We start from the raw sequence: 14,208 nt of genomic DNA on the forward strand, positions 1-14,208 counted from the left end.
GGTTATCAGCCTCACAAGTTGCTCGTCGTTATGATATTAGTCGACAAACAGCACATTATTTTATGCAAAAAGTCCGCGAAGCTATGAAATCCAGTGAATCGCACAAAATGAATGATAGCGTTTAGGTTGATGAATTTACCATAGGAGGAAAAGAGGAAGGAAATCAGAATTTAACATAGACCAATATTTAGCGGAATATAGTTTTAGAATTAATTGCTCACAAAGCAAAGAGACTATCTTTAACAATCTAATAAAAAGATTGATTGAAAGAAAACCTATTTTCTAACCTCTGTTAATATGCCATTAACTTGACACCTCAATAAAACTTTTCGGATAGTTTCTTATTGGCAAATCAGTAATTTGGCATAATAGTTGTTTTTAGTAATAAAAAGAAAAAAACAAATATAATATGAAAAAGAAACTACCCTTATGGATAGCCGCTGCCTTAATGGCAACAGCTTGTGGAGTTCCCCACCAACAATCAAAAAACAATGCTGAATTACCAGCTAATAGTGTAGCGAAAGATGATGTAGAGGAGGAAGTAGAAATTACATCATTACCAGCTAATAGTGTAGCGAAAGATGATGTGCAGGAGGAAGTAGAAATCATAGCAAACGAAGCGGCTTATATGGAGCCTGCCTCAGATTTTAATATGTTTAAAGGAGTTACGGTACCTTCTTCACGACAACAACGCAATCGCAATAATGAAACTTACCAAGAGATAAAGGAAAATCCGTTTGTAGCAGTAGCTCAACAGCCTGTAACTACTTTTTCGGCAGATGTAGATAGAGCTTCTTATGCTAATTTGCGCCGTATGATAGGCTACGGACAGTTGCCTCCTAAAGATGCAGTACGCATAGAGGAAATGCTGAACTATTTTGATTATGACTATCCCGCTCCCGAAGAAGGAAGCAACAGTCCGCTACGCATATCGCCCGAACTGGCGCCTGCCCCTTGGAACCCTGACCATTTGTTGTTGCGCATTGGACTACAAGCTAAAAAAATAGACCTTACCAAGGCTCCCTCATCAAATATTGTATTTTTGATAGATGTATCGGGCTCTATGGATAGTGCTAACAAGTTGCCGTTGTTGCAAGCATCGTTTAAGCTATTATTAGGGCAATTGCGCCCCGATGATAAGGTAGCAATTGTAACCTATGCTAATGGTACTAATGTTGCACTCCCCTCTACACGAGTGAAAGACAAGGAGAAAATAATAAAAGTACTTGATAATCTTTATGCAAGTGGAGGAACTTCGGGAGGGGCTGGAATACAATTGGCTTATGAACAAGCGCGTAAATCGTTTATAAAAGATGGTAACAATCGTATTATTTTGGCTACTGATGGTGATTTCAATATAGGAATTGACAATACCAAAGAATTAGAAAAATTTATTGAAAAGCAGCGAGAAAGCGGTATTTATATGTCGGTTTTAGGCTTTGGAATGGATAATTACCGCGATGATATGGCTGAAACCATAGCCGATAAGGGGAATGGTAATTATGCCTACATAGATGATATTACTGAGGCAAAAAAAGTATTGGTAAATGAGTTTGGTGGTACGCTTTTTGCGGTAGCTAAAGACGTGAAATTGCAATTGGAGTTCAATCCTAAATACGTAAAAGAATATAAACTAATAGGTTATGAAAATCGTATGCTTGCCAATGAAGATTTTACAAATGATAAGAAAGACGCTGGCGAAATAGGAGCTGGGCATACAGTTACAGCACTTTATGAACTAGTACCTTCAGATGGAAATGTAACACAAAACCTTCGCTATCAATCACAAGAGCTCAATGAAAAGGGTAGGGGCAATGAGTTGGGTTTTCTGAAGATACGTTATAAAGACCCCAAAGCAAAAGATGCTAAAAGTGTAGAAATTACCGAGCCTTTGGTATTCCACAAAAAGGAACTAAAAGATACAAGTGTAGATTATAGGTTTGCCGCAAGTGTAGCCGAATTTGGTATCTTGCTACGCGATAATAGCAATAAAGCAAAAGCTACTTACGACCAAGTAGTAGCGTTAGCTCAAGGTGCTATAGGCAAAGATGAAGAAGGCTATAGAAAAGAGTTTATACGATTAGTGAAAAGTGCAAAATTGCTGAAGCAATAAAGCTAAAAACATTATTCAAGATAATAATCCCAAAACGAGGGTGTCCGAAAAGTTTTGTTTTGTGAGGGCGATTTGCCAATCGCCCCTACAATGTGAATAAAAGCGCGTGATTATCAAAGTGTGTGGCGCAATCATACTTTTAAAACTTTTTGGACAGCTTCTTTCTATTGTTTAATATACTATTCAAAATAAGAAAAAAATAAATATATGACAGAAGATAATTTGTATCATTTTCAGGCAGCACCTAAATGGGCAGACTCTCTTACCGATAGCGAAATCATCTCGTTGTTGGTAGATACTGACTTTTCTAACGAACAGATAGACGAAGGGCGTGATTTTTGCTACTTCTTGAATAAGTATTATAAAATAGATGATAATAGTACTTCGGAATATGCACTGATGGCTTATACGCTATTGCAGCCTGAGAACTTAGAGTTTGCTTCTATGTACGATTTGGTACTGGAAGAAAATGAAACGTCATATATTCATCGTATCAGTGTGTATAGAAATGGGCAATTGATAGATAAAACCCCTGATGTAACGGTAAAAGTACTTGATAATGAAAACCAAAGTGGCAGGGGAATTATCAGCAGTTCAAAAAAACTAAATATCTCTATCAAAGATTTGCACCTAAATGATGTCCTAATAATGGAGGATACGAAGGTGAAGGTATTTACAGAAAAAGAGTTTTTAAGGCGCGATTTTGTAAAACAGATATTTGTAACCCCCGATACTTATTGGGCATATGGGCGATATTGCTATAAGCTAATCAATAACCGCTCAAAACGAGTGGCTTATAAGAAGATGTTTTTCCGCGATGATGAGGGAAAAGTAATTCCGCCCCAAGTGCACTATTTAGCACAAGGAGAGGTGTTTGAATATACCAGAACAGATTATATCAACCCTGTAGACCCTAATCGTGAGAATTTCCCTTTTATAGACTTTGCTACCGATAGCAATTGGAAAGAGCTTTCTAACTATATTTATCCGCTTTATGAAGAGGCTTTAGGGGTAAAACTTAAAGACTTTGCCCCCGACTTGGCTGAGAAATTGGATGCAATGCCCACTCTTGATGAAAAAATACAGTACGCCATAGAGTTTGTGCAAAATAATATTTACTATTTGTACAACGCCGATGAGATGAATGGGCATAAACCCCAAGCACCTGCGGTAACTTATCAAAATAAGCAGGGGGATTGCAAAGCTAAAAGTGTATTGCTAAAGGCGGTATTGGATTACCTTGGAGTAGCGTCATCGGTGGTATTGGTAAATTATAATGCTGATTATTATTTGCAATATTACCTGCCTTCGTTATTGTCGTTCAATCACGTAATTGTAAAGATTAACTACTTGGGCAAGGAGTATTTTATAGATGCAACCGCGCGTAATGAGTTTGGTAAATTAGAAAATCGTGCCGTAATATCATTCTGTTTTTATATGGAGATATTACCCAACCAAGAATTGCAGGTACGCAAACCCATACGCTTTGAAAAGTATTGTATTGATGAGCAAATAAGTTTGGAGGCTAAAGAGAATGTAGGCACAATAGCATTGGTTACTACATACCGCTACAATCGCGCTAATGCAATGCGTGGGTATTTCAAAACAAGTAATAAAAATGAGCGTTTGGATAGCTGGAATAATTCACTGTTCTATGCCTTAAACTATGTGAATGACCGCAAAGGAAAGGATTTTAGGGAAATATTCAAGAATGCTACTTTGCAGATTGTAAAAGATGACAAGGTAGAAAACGAGTTTGTAGTAAAGTACGAAGCTACTATTGAAAACCCTTATTATACAGAAAGTGGTAAGAGATTTTTAATGTACTACGATGGTAGTACGTTGAAAAACAGCATACGCGAGCACCAGCATAGCGATACGAGTATTTTCCAGTGTTTTGATAGTGAACACTATGTGATTAGCTTAAAAACAGACGAAAGTATAGATACAAAAGAGAAATATACTATTCAGGAGTGTAATATAGAGAATGAATATTTTAGCTATAAAACTAAAAAAGATATTACGAGAAACTCCGGTAGGGTAGAAATATGGTATGACCCGTTGGTGAATATAGAAATCCCATTAGATAAAATAGAAGAAGTACGTCAGGATTACAATATAATAGCCGATAGTAATTTTGGTATAGGCATAGACGTACAAGAAAAAAGCTTTTTAAACTCACTGAAAAGGCTTTTTAAATAACAAGAAATAAAATGGATTGGATACCAAAAATAGAGCGACAATCGCAAGCTGATATTATAGCCCTACAAGAAAGGAAGTTGCGAGAGGTATTGGCATACGTAAATGAGCATTCTCAGTTTTACAAGCAGCTTTTTGAGCAGCACCATATTCGTATTGAGGATATTAAAACTCTTCCCGACCTGCGTAAGCTCCCCACTACTTGCAAAGACGACTTGCAGCGCAATAACGATGCTTTTAGGTGTGTACCCAAATCGGCTATAGTAGATTATGCTTCTACTTCGGGTACACTTGGTACGCCTGTTACTTTTGGGTTGACCGATAAAGATTTGGAGCGCTTGGCGTATAATGAGGCTATCTCGCTAGCTTGTGCTGGTATCAAAAAAGGTGATGTGGTGCAGCTAATGACTACTATTGATAGACGCTTTATGGCGGGCTTGGCTTATTTTTTAGGTATACGTAAATTAGCTGCGAGTATTATCAGAGTAGGGGCAGGGATACCTGAACTGCAATGGGATTCTATTAGAACATACGAACCTAAATACCTTATAGCAGTACCTTCATTTTTGCTAAAAATGATTGAATACGCCGAAAAGAACGGGATAGATTATTTGTCTTCATCGGTAAAAGGTGTAGTATGCATAGGCGAAGCATTGCGTAATCAAGATTTTACACCTACCTTGCTCACCCAAAAGATTACCGAAAAATGGAAAGGACTACAGCTTTATTCCACCTACGCTTCTACTGAAATGAGTACTACCTTCACCGAATGTGAGTACCAGCAAGGCGGGCATCATCACCCAGAGCTTATCATTACCGAAGTGCTAGATGACGAAGGCAATCCTGTACCCGATGGGCAAAGTGGCGAGCTTACTATCACTACATTAGATGTTGAGGCGATGCCTTTGGTGCGTTTTCGCACAGGCGATATAGTAGCTATGCACACTACTACTTGCAAGTGTGGTAGAAATACGGCACGTGTGAGTCCTGTACTTGGTAGAAAACAGCAAATGATAAAGTATAAAGGTACAACACTTTATCCACCTGTGTTGATGGATTTGCTTACTAATTTTGAAGAAATAGAACATTATCTCATAGAAATTAACACCAATAGTATTCTCACAGATGAAATACTTATAAAAATAGGCACAAAAGTTCCTTCAGATACTCTCAAAGAACGCATTAGTAATCATTTTAGAGCTAAAATAAGGGTAGTACCCAAGATAGAATTCTGTGATATAGCTGTTTTGGAACAACAAATATACCCTTTGGGAAGTCGTAAGCCAATGAAATTTGTAGATAAGCGAAAAGGCTATAAGTAACGCTTTTCCCACTTTTCGTAGAAAGCAGGTTTATATAGTGAAAGGGTATTATCTTCCAAAGAAGTAAAAGCCTGAGTAGTTTCACCAGTACATACTAGTTCATCGGCTTCATTGTAGATGTAGTACTGAAATATAAGTTTAGCAACGGCTGTTTGCATATACTTGGTGTGTATGCGCAGCCGTTCGCCATAGCGTACCATTTTCTTGTGTTCGCATACAGTTTTAATGATAGGGGTAGCATAACCTTCCTTTTCAATATCAAGGTATGAAATGCCGTATTTTCTTCCAAAAGCCTCACGCCCATCTTCAAAGTACTTAATATAATTGCCGTGCCATACAATCCCAAGAGGGTCTGTTTCGCTAAATCGCACAGTTATTACAAGAGTTTCATTTAGGTCAGTAGGCTTATAAGTTTCTTTTTGCTTTGTCATAATATACTGAAAAGGTTACACACACACCAAAAAATAAAAGTAAAGCACTTATTTTCAAACATAGTTCGCTGATAGATACTTCACGCAAGAGCACATCGTAAAAAGCTTGCAGCCCCCAGTTCATAGGCGATAGTTTCGCAATAGTTTGCATTATAGGAGGCATTGCAAAGGTAGGTATCCATATACCCCCTATGGCTGCAAATAGCACGGTAAGCGTAGCGCCTAAAGGAGCCGATTGTTCCTGCGTTTTAGAAAGTGTTCCTAACAACACCCCCAAGCCAATAGCCGAGAGCCCTGCACTCAAAGCGATAAGCAATAATGGCAATAGCCTCCCGCTTACTTCTAATGTAGGCAATCCTAAGTAAGGAAATAAGAATACACCCATTAGCAACATCAATACAAATTGCAACAAGCTCACCCCTAAAAAAACTACCACTTTAGCCCCAATAAGTACCCTATAAGGTAGCGGACTTGTGAACAACCGCAATGCAGTACCTTGAGTTTTTTCTTTTACAATGCTTGCCGATAAAGGTATCGTAATAAAGAAAATAGCAAACAAAGCCCACGCAGGTACGTTGTGCTGAGTAGCGTTGGGGATACCCACTTCGGTAGCTGTATGAGGGTTGATTTCTTTAAAGCTCACCAACGCCTCTGTTTTGGGGAGTTCTATTCCTTCGTCTAATTGTTTTTCAAATGATTTATAGATAAAAGCATTTTCTATTTGGTACAGAAGTTTGCCAATGCCACTCTTTACACTCTCTTTAAAAGCCGTTTGCAAGGTAGGGTCAAAGTAGAGGCGTACTTCTTTAGTAGGAATATTAGTGGTGGGCGTTGCGGTAGTCTCACCTGCAAAAGCATTGATAATAAACGTTACATTATTAGCTACTTCTGCCTGTAAATCATCCGATAGCTTTGCAGGAATCACGATAGCCAACAGATAATTACCAGCAAGCACCTCCTCTCGTGCTATCGCTTCAGTTATAGGTTTCCCGTTCAAGATACTAATAGGGATAAAGCTCCCATTAGCTGCCAGTCCTTTGGCTATATGTTGCGCAATTTCGCCCCCGTCGTTATCTACAATTAGCACTTTTGTTTGTTGTTCGCTGATAGTTTTAAAAGCCCCGTCTTGTAGTAGGGTAACAGTAACCACCAATAGCAGAGGCATAGCAAAAAGGATAATCAGTGCCCCTAAATCACGAATCAATAACAAAACCTCTTTTTTGATAGATTGTAGCATATCCTTTTATTGTGTTTTCTTCGTATGTTGCAATACATCAAAAGTAACAGCCGTTACAATCAAAACAACCCCAATGAGCAGATTGATAGTAAGCTCTTCTTGTTTAAATATCCATATACTGATAGCTATTGCCACTATAGGCTCTACTACACCAATAATAGCCGTAGGAGTAGAACCAATCATACGAATAGCATAAATAAGTGTAAGCAACGAAAGCAGAGTAGTAACAATCCCAAAAGCAGTAAGGAAACAACCCATTGATATTGAAGGAATAGGCAGTGTATTGCCCGTTATGTATAGTTTGATGAGGAAATAAGTTGCCGAGAACAAAGTAGAGTAAAAAGAAACCTTAACACTCGAGGCAGCTATTTTTGATTTATTTACAATAACCATATAAAGAGCATACGCCAATGCGCCCAACAACGATACCAGCGCCCCAAAAAAGTTTATTGTAAAGTTATTCATATCTTTCACACTTAGCAGGAAAACCCCTATCAATACCACTATAAGAGCTATAATGGTAGGTATTGTAATTCGCTCTTTGAAGAATATACCAAGCACAATAGCCACTATCAGTGGATACATAAAGAAAATAGTAGAGGCAATACCAGGGGTTAGCAAGTCGTATGAGGCAAAGAGGAACTCAGCCGAGAGCGAGTATAAGATACCTAATCCCATAAAAATAACCAACTCACGAAAAGAAATTCTTAGGCTCTCACGTTTATAAGCAAAGTAAATAGCCAAACAAATACTTGTAACGATAAAGCGGTAAAAGAGCGAAGCATCTACCGAGAATCCCTCCTGCTTGATAGGAATCATAAATAGCGGAATCATACCATAAGTGGCAGCCGAAATAAAAGCTGCCAGATAGCCCTTTACTATATCTTTCATAACGAGTTAGAAGAGTTTTAATATATATGGGTAATAAATAATGCCCAGCACAATAGTTACAGGTATTACGGCAAAACCTACAGCCCCCGCAGCTATATCTTTAATAATGCCTATTTCTTTGGCGTGGTCGGGGTGTACAAAATCGCAAAGTTTTTCTACTGCTGTATTTAGCCCCTCAATGGAGAGCACCAATCCTATACATATCAGCTCAATAATCCACTCTTGGGTAGTAATGCCAAAGTAGAATCCCGCTATTACCCATAGCAGTGAGGTAATTATATGCACAATTACAGGTGCTTCGTTTCTTGCCAAATAGAATATTCCTTGGAATACATATTGTAAGCTCTTGAGTCTTTTAATTGCAAATTCTTTCATATTATTTAAAACGCATAGCTATTACACCAAAAACAGCCTCACGTATAATACTTTTATTCATTTTTGATTTTCCTTTAGTGCGGTCGGTGAAAACGATAGGCACTTCAGTAATGGTGAAGTGTTGCAAGAAGGCGCGGTATTTCATTTCTATTTGGAAAGCATAGCCCACAAAACGTATGCTATTCAAGTTAATAGCCTCCAGCACACGCCGCTTATAACATACAAAGCCCGCTGTAGGGTCTTTAATCTTCATTCCAGTGAAAAAACGCACGTAAATAGACGCTCCATACGACAGCAAAATACGTTGCAGGGGCCAATTCACCACATTCACCCCTTTCACATAGCGCGAGCCTATAGCTACATCACTACCCTCTACACACGCCTCATAAAGACGCAGTAAATCATCAGGGTTATGAGAAAAATCAGCGTCCATTTCAAAGATATATTCATAGTCCCTTGCAAGTGCCCATTGAAAGCCGTGAATATAAGCCGTCCCCAGTCCTTTTTTTTCGGTGCGTACCTCCAAAAATAGTCGTGTAGGGAACTCCGTTTGTAGGGCTTTCACCTTAGCTGCTGTCCCGTCAGGCGAATTGTCATCTACAATGAGCATATGAAACCTCTCATCGCGGCTAAATACTGCCCTGATAATGGCTTCTATGTTCTCTATTTCATTATATGTAGGAATTATTATTAACAAAATTCAACTTAAAGTTTTTACACTCCACACATACAAAAACTTTGCCAAAAGTTTAAAAGCGTTTGGCAAAGTTTTTTAGAATTCATAATTCAAAAATTCTTAATTACATATCGCCCATTTCTTTGCTTAGTTCAGCATTCATAGCGCGGTATACGCCCGTTTCAAGTTTTTCACGGATAGCCGAAAAAGCATCTAAGGTACGTTCTATATCTTCTTTGCTGTGTGAAGCCGTAGGGATAATGCGTAGCAATATCATACCTTTAGGAATAACAGGATACACTACTATTGAAAGGAAAATACCATAGTGCTCGCGCAAGTCATTCACCATAGCCATTGCTTCTGGTATGCTGCCGTGCAAAAATACAGGCGTTACGCAAGTATTCGTATTACCGATATTGAAACCACGTTCTTTTAGTCCGTTTTGTAGCATATTTACGTTGTCCCAAAGTTTCTTTTGCAACTCCGGCATTGTTTCCATCATCTCCAAGCGTTTTAGGGCGCCTTTTACGTAAATCATTGGAAGTGATTTGGCAAACATCTGTGAGCGCAAGTTGTATTTTAGGTAATCAATCACTTTGGCGTTACCTGCTACAAAAGCACCAATTCCAGCCATTGATTTTGCAAAAGTAGAAAAATACACATCTATTTCATCTTGTACGCCTTGGTGTACTCCTGTACCTTCTCCTCTAGGTCCTAAAGTACCAAAACCGTGAGCATCATCTACCAATAAGCGGAATGGATATTTCTTTTTAAGTGCTACTATTTCTTTCAGTTTGCCTTGTTCGCCTCGCATACCGAAAACACCTTCCGAGATTACCAAAATACCGCCTCCGGTAGTTTCAGCCAATTTAGCAGCACGCTCCAAGTTCTTCTCAAAGCTCTCCATATCGTTGTGCTGATAGGTGTAGCGTTTGCCAAAATGTAGGCGTACCCCGTCTATAATACAAGCGTGTGCATCTACGTCATACACTATCACATCGTTTTTAGTAACCAAAGCATCAATAATTGATACCATACCTTGGTAGCCAAAGTTTAGCAAATAAGCAGCTTCTTTGTGTACAAACTTAGCCAATCGTTTTTCCAATTCTTCGTGCATAGTAGTATGCCCGCTCATCATACGAGCCCCCATAGGGTAAGCAGCACCATATTCAGCCGCTGCTTCAGCATCTACTTTGCGCACTTCGGGGTGATTTGCAAGCCCTAAATAGTCATTGATACTCCAGTTGAGTATTTCCTTTCCTTGGAATTTCATATGAGGACCTAATTCTCCTTCCAATTTAGGGAATACGTAATACCCCTCTGCGTGGTCAGACCAGCGTCCTATACTACCTTTATTTGCATAAATATGCTCAAATAGATCTTTCATCTTTTTCTTTTTATATATTAATTTAGTTTTCTGTTCCTATAAATCCTTGTTCTTTCATCCATTTATCACTATATATCTTGTTCATATAGCGCGAACCGTGGTCGGCTAAGAGTACTACCACCACGCTATTTTTGTCAAATCGTCCTAACTCGGCGTATTGTTTTACCGCTTGTATGGCAGCACCGCTGGTATAGCCCATAAAGAGACCTTCGGTACGGGCAAGCTCACGTGCCTTAAGCGCTGCATCTTTATCAGATACTTTTATAAATTCGTCAATTACCTTAAAGTCGGTAGCTGTGGGGATAAGGTTTTTGCCCATACCTTCTATTTTGTAAGGATAAATCTCAGCAGGGTCAAACTCGCCTGTGTCGTGGTATTTTTTTATTGCCGAACCATAAGCATCTACCCCCAATACTTGCACCTTAGGGTTTTGTTCTTTTAGGTATCTACCTATGCCCGAAATGGTACCCCCAGTACCACTACACACCACCACGTGCGTAACGCAACCTTGTGTTTGTTCCCATATTTCGCGCCCTGTAGTTTGGTAATGTGCTTCGGGGTTCAGCGGATTGAAATACTGATTGATGTAGATAGAATTAGGGGTTTCTTTATGAATGCGTTTAGCAACTTCATAATAAGAACGAGGGTCATCGGCAGGCACATTGGCAGGGCAAAGGTGCACTTCTGCGCCCAAAGCTTGTAGCATCTCTACCTTGTCGTGCGATGATTTATCGCTAATAGCAATAATGCATTTGTAGCCCTTTAGAGCCCCTATCATAGCGAGGCTAAAGCCTGTGTTGCCTGAGCTTGTTTCTACTATTGTGCTACCTTCTTTTAGCAGCCCCTTGCGTTCTGCCTCTTCAATCACATATTTAGCGACCCTATCTTTAGCCGAATGCCCTGCATTGAAAGCCTCTAGCTTTGCAAAGTAGTTTCCTTCTAGTCCTTTAGTGATTTTGTGAAGTTGTAACAAAGGCGTATGCCCTATAAGATCGAGCAAGCTACTATGCACATTAAGCGATGTATCAATTTTCATTTACATTAAAAACTTTGTTTTTCAGCGGGCAAAGATACAAAATAATGTTTAATGAGCAAAGTTTAATGTTGAAGCTGTTTAAACTTTTTCCTATAATAAAATAAAAGTTCTATTAAAATCACCAATACTGAAACTAAAATCTCTTTCTTCCAAAATAATTTCAAAATTCTCATCAATAGAATTCTTTACTATTTTGGTTTCATTCTTTAGCTTTTGCACCAGCAGCTCCAAATCTATAGCTCCTTCCATAGTGGATCAGTCCATTTTATATAAGGTTTTCCCTACTTGATAGGAGAAAATATCACCTTCTATGGCTAGATTTTCAATAGGTATTAAAGTTTCATCACTATAAGGGGTTTTGTCGAGCATTACCTCCCCCTTTTAGTAAATGAAAGACCTCTTCACCAAAATTGATGTTTAACCAACCAAATTTTGGGGTATATTCTAATTCTATAATACTTGCTTTTTTCTTTATGGTTCTCATTGTAGTTTTATTTAAAATGGGAATGATAATATTTAAAAATAGTATCAATATGGTAAAAATCTTCTAAATTACTTTCATTATAACCTTGCTGCTTTAAATCAATCTGTATTTTTCTCAGCAATTGTAACCAATAAGCAATAAAAACCTCTCTTTTAATATGAATTGTATCATTAGGAGTGTTCAGCTCAGGTAAAAGATGCTTTTTGTGTTTTAAAGCTGTCCAATAAGCACTAATGTAAAGCGTATCATTGTAGGGTTTTATTATCCATTCTGCCATAAACACACTACTCCCCCAATGCACCCTTGTTGAGGATAAAGGTTGTTCATACATATCGTATAGCATTTTGATAATATCCCAATAAATATCGGCAACCTCATCGTGCATTTCTAAACCCAAAACCACCCCATTCCATATCATACATAAGTTAGACGATTTGTTTTTAGGATAGATAGTTTGCAAAGCTTCACTTACAGTACTATCCTCAACATCTCGTTTGTGTAATCCTTTAGCAGGAAAAGACTTTATAGAAAATAATTCTTTCATAAATTAATGACTATTTGTATTTAAATTTGTATTTCCTGTTCTAATAGGTTCTGCAGTTTCATCTATAGGAAATCCATGAAATGTACCATTTCCATTGTTCCTTAATCTATAATGAGTTGCAGGATATTGCACTATCTCATCTATACTTCCTCCTGAATGAAATACTACACTTTTAGAATCTGCATTTACAGGAAAATCTTGAAAAACTCCAACTTCAAGAGTTTCAGCTAAACTTCCTGCAATCTCTAAATCTTTTTTACTACCCCATTTACCATAAGAGATACCTTCTTTATTGGCATATATTTGAGCATCTTTATCTGTTACTTTAATGCCATGTTTTTTACCTCTTAAGTAACCATTTTCAGGTTTTAAATCCAACCCAAACACATCCACTTGTATGTTGCTGTCAAATACATAGGCATAGATGTTAGGATTATTCCCTGCCAACCTTATCGGGTCTTGGCTAATATAAGTACCGCTTTCAGGTGAGTAATAACGGAAACGGTTATAAGCTAACCCAATCTCCTCATTGTAGTATTGTCCTTGATATAAGTCCAGAACAAAAATTGCACTTCTTAATTGAACTTAAGGCATCACCTACCATATTCCTGTAGTTATTCCATATTTTTCAAAGCAAACATCATCTGCAATTCCATATAAAATCTCATCTGTGAGATTTTCTACACTATAAGGTGTTTTTTCTGGATTATTTAAAATATTGTTATAAAATATTTCTCCTTTACTAACAATCCAATTTGCAATATCCTCTATTCCATCTTCAGAATCTTCCATATAATCAATATATGGTTCATCTTTCAACTCAGCTGATAATTCTACAAAGATTTCTTGAAATTTAATAAGTTCTTCCTTAGTATAATTTTCAAGTATTGTTTGGAGTCTATTTACATTATTTTGAGATTGCTCTATAACGCTCCAAAATGATTTTAATTCATTACTATTCATAAAAATATTTTTTTAATGTGTATGTGGTATTTTTTCAAGCATTCCTTTTGAGTTCCATTGAAATAAATTTCGTAGTTTTTGAGATAATCTTGTGAATGGAACACCTGGTCCCACTCTTCCTAATCTTTGATTAGTATTATCCCAAGGCAATGTAAATCCTATTCGTTCTAGATTCTCTCTTATGGTTTTTTCAAGGTTTTCAACTGTACCTACTGTTGATTTATCAACAGTAAAAACATCTAAAGACAAACTTCTTCCTGTTTTCTTTCCTACACCTGAATATTTTTCAAATCTACCTTTAAATTTTGTTGTCTCTTTAACAACTCACCTGTATCATTATCTCTTAAAACATAAACTATTCCTTCTTGATTACCATCAAAAGTAACATTTCTCCATTCAGAATTCGTTAAATCTATAGTTCTATTATTTTGGGATATAAGTATTTTCTCTAGTCCCCACGGGTCAATCCACCCATTACAATCCATCACATACCCATAAAACGCGAGCCCACCCGCTAACCTTATCGGGTCTTGGCTAATATAAGTACCGC

At 37.7% G+C, this 14,208-nt stretch carries 16 protein-coding genes and 3 pseudogenes; 5 read left to right on the top strand and 14 right to left on the bottom strand.

The genetic code is table 11. The annotated features are described in order from the left end of the window. From HMPREF9075_RS14060 to HMPREF9075_RS01075, 5 genes and pseudogenes are all read left to right on the top strand, one after another. Positions 1–122, top strand: a pseudogene (locus HMPREF9075_RS14060) (IS1595 family transposase); the annotation flags it as partial. A gap of 41 nt (positions 123–163) precedes the next feature. Next, positions 164–286: pseudogene (locus HMPREF9075_RS14065) on the top strand (IS1595 family transposase); the annotation flags it as partial. 123 nt (positions 287–409) lie between these two features. Further along, positions 410–2,113: a VWA domain-containing protein gene (locus HMPREF9075_RS01065; protein WP_009414741.1), complete on the top strand. Its 1,704-nt coding sequence runs from the start codon at positions 410–412 to the stop codon at positions 2,111–2,113. A 207-nt stretch (positions 2,114–2,320) separates the two neighbouring features. Continuing rightward, positions 2,321–4,315 (top strand): hypothetical protein, encoded by a 1,995-nt coding sequence (locus tag HMPREF9075_RS01070; protein ID WP_009414743.1) that lies wholly within the window; start codon positions 2,321–2,323, stop codon positions 4,313–4,315. A gap of 11 nt (positions 4,316–4,326) precedes the next feature. After that, positions 4,327–5,634 carry a phenylacetate--CoA ligase family protein gene (locus HMPREF9075_RS01075; RefSeq protein WP_009414744.1) on the top strand — a complete coding sequence of 436 codons (1,308 nt, stop codon included), beginning with the start codon at positions 4,327–4,329 and terminating at the stop codon, positions 5,632–5,634. Here the strand turns inward: HMPREF9075_RS01075 and HMPREF9075_RS01080 are convergent. The 14 genes and pseudogenes from HMPREF9075_RS01080 to HMPREF9075_RS13670 form a co-directional block, all read right to left on the bottom strand. After that, positions 5,625–6,065: a thioesterase family protein gene (locus HMPREF9075_RS01080; protein WP_009414745.1), complete on the bottom strand. Its 441-nt coding sequence runs from the start codon at positions 6,063–6,065 to the stop codon at positions 5,625–5,627. The genes HMPREF9075_RS01075 and HMPREF9075_RS01080 overlap by 10 nt on opposite strands. After that, positions 6,040–7,302 (bottom strand): ABC transporter permease, encoded by a 1,263-nt coding sequence (locus HMPREF9075_RS01085; protein WP_009414746.1) that lies wholly within the window; start codon positions 7,300–7,302, stop codon positions 6,040–6,042. The genes HMPREF9075_RS01080 and HMPREF9075_RS01085 overlap by 26 nt, the downstream gene beginning before the upstream one ends. Before the next feature lie 6 nt (positions 7,303–7,308). After that, the gene (locus HMPREF9075_RS01090; RefSeq protein ID WP_009414747.1) at positions 7,309–8,193 is read right to left on the bottom strand and encodes a DMT family transporter; all 885 of its coding nucleotides are present in this window, start codon (positions 8,191–8,193) and stop codon (positions 7,309–7,311) included. Between the two features lie 6 nt (positions 8,194–8,199). After that, the gene (locus tag HMPREF9075_RS01095) at positions 8,200–8,568 is read right to left on the bottom strand and encodes a diacylglycerol kinase family protein (RefSeq protein WP_009414748.1); all 369 of its coding nucleotides are present in this window, start codon (positions 8,566–8,568) and stop codon (positions 8,200–8,202) included. Position 8,569: 1 nt separating this feature from the next. Beyond that, entirely contained in the window at positions 8,570–9,265 is a 696-nt protein-coding gene (locus HMPREF9075_RS01100; RefSeq protein WP_009414749.1) for a polyprenol monophosphomannose synthase, read from the bottom strand. Between the two features lie 103 nt (positions 9,266–9,368). Continuing rightward, on the bottom strand, positions 9,369–10,631 hold the full coding sequence (locus HMPREF9075_RS01105; RefSeq protein WP_009414750.1) for an aminotransferase class I/II-fold pyridoxal phosphate-dependent enzyme: 1,263 nt from the start codon (positions 10,629–10,631) through the stop codon (positions 9,369–9,371). A 22-nt stretch (positions 10,632–10,653) separates the two neighbouring features. Continuing rightward, positions 10,654–11,667, bottom strand: coding sequence for a PLP-dependent cysteine synthase family protein (locus tag HMPREF9075_RS01110; protein ID WP_009414751.1), 1,014 nt, complete (start codon positions 11,665–11,667; stop codon positions 10,654–10,656). Between the two features lie 90 nt (positions 11,668–11,757). Next, positions 11,758–11,916: a hypothetical protein gene (locus HMPREF9075_RS13020; RefSeq protein WP_009414752.1), complete on the bottom strand. Its 159-nt coding sequence runs from the start codon at positions 11,914–11,916 to the stop codon at positions 11,758–11,760. A gap of 97 nt (positions 11,917–12,013) precedes the next feature. Next, on the bottom strand, positions 12,014–12,151 hold the full coding sequence (locus HMPREF9075_RS13025) for a hypothetical protein (protein WP_009414753.1): 138 nt from the start codon (positions 12,149–12,151) through the stop codon (positions 12,014–12,016). Between the two features lie 7 nt (positions 12,152–12,158). Continuing rightward, positions 12,159–12,695 (bottom strand): hypothetical protein, encoded by a 537-nt coding sequence (locus HMPREF9075_RS01115; protein ID WP_009414754.1) that lies wholly within the window; start codon positions 12,693–12,695, stop codon positions 12,159–12,161. Positions 12,696–12,698: 3 nt separating this feature from the next. Next, positions 12,699–13,262, bottom strand: a complete 564-nt coding sequence (locus HMPREF9075_RS13665) for an RHS repeat-associated core domain-containing protein (RefSeq protein WP_369797050.1) — start codon at positions 13,260–13,262, stop codon at positions 12,699–12,701. Between the two features lie 30 nt (positions 13,263–13,292). Then, the gene (locus tag HMPREF9075_RS01125) at positions 13,293–13,658 is read right to left on the bottom strand and encodes a DUF4240 domain-containing protein (RefSeq protein ID WP_009414756.1); all 366 of its coding nucleotides are present in this window, start codon (positions 13,656–13,658) and stop codon (positions 13,293–13,295) included. A gap of 12 nt (positions 13,659–13,670) precedes the next feature. After that, entirely contained in the window at positions 13,671–13,907 is a 237-nt protein-coding gene (locus HMPREF9075_RS13030) for a hypothetical protein (RefSeq protein WP_009414757.1), read from the bottom strand. Between the two features lie 20 nt (positions 13,908–13,927). Then, positions 13,928–14,208, bottom strand: a pseudogene (locus HMPREF9075_RS13670) (hypothetical protein); the annotation flags it as partial.

This window comes from Capnocytophaga sp. oral taxon 332 str. F0381, assembly GCF_000318275.2.
In the GTDB taxonomy this organism is placed as follows: Bacteria; Bacteroidota; Bacteroidia; order Flavobacteriales; family Flavobacteriaceae; genus Capnocytophaga; species Capnocytophaga bilenii.

Coding starts and splice junctions, on each gene's coding strand:
- HMPREF9075_RS01065 (WP_009414741.1), top strand. CDS start 410: ATGAAAAAGAAACTACCCTTATGGATAGCCGCTGCCTTAATGGCAACA.
- HMPREF9075_RS01070 (WP_009414743.1), top strand. CDS start 2,321: ATGACAGAAGATAATTTGTATCATTTTCAGGCAGCACCTAAATGGGCA.
- HMPREF9075_RS01075 (WP_009414744.1), top strand. CDS start 4,327: ATGGATTGGATACCAAAAATAGAGCGACAATCGCAAGCTGATATTATA.
- HMPREF9075_RS01080 (WP_009414745.1), bottom strand. CDS start 6,065: ATGACAAAGCAAAAAGAAACTTATAAGCCTACTGACCTAAATGAAACT.
- HMPREF9075_RS01085 (WP_009414746.1), bottom strand. CDS start 7,302: ATGCTACAATCTATCAAAAAAGAGGTTTTGTTATTGATTCGTGATTTA.
- HMPREF9075_RS01090 (WP_009414747.1), bottom strand. CDS start 8,193: ATGAAAGATATAGTAAAGGGCTATCTGGCAGCTTTTATTTCGGCTGCC.
- HMPREF9075_RS01095 (WP_009414748.1), bottom strand. CDS start 8,568: ATGAAAGAATTTGCAATTAAAAGACTCAAGAGCTTACAATATGTATTC.
- HMPREF9075_RS01105 (WP_009414750.1), bottom strand. CDS start 10,631: ATGAAAGATCTATTTGAGCATATTTATGCAAATAAAGGTAGTATAGGA.
- HMPREF9075_RS01110 (WP_009414751.1), bottom strand. CDS start 11,667: ATGAAAATTGATACATCGCTTAATGTGCATAGTAGCTTGCTCGATCTT.
- HMPREF9075_RS13020 (WP_009414752.1), bottom strand. CDS start 11,916: ATGGAAGGAGCTATAGATTTGGAGCTGCTGGTGCAAAAGCTAAAGAAT.
- HMPREF9075_RS13025 (WP_009414753.1), bottom strand. CDS start 12,151: ATGAGAACCATAAAGAAAAAAGCAAGTATTATAGAATTAGAATATACC.
- HMPREF9075_RS01115 (WP_009414754.1), bottom strand. CDS start 12,695: ATGAAAGAATTATTTTCTATAAAGTCTTTTCCTGCTAAAGGATTACAC.
- HMPREF9075_RS01125 (WP_009414756.1), bottom strand. CDS start 13,658: ATGAATAGTAATGAATTAAAATCATTTTGGAGCGTTATAGAGCAATCT.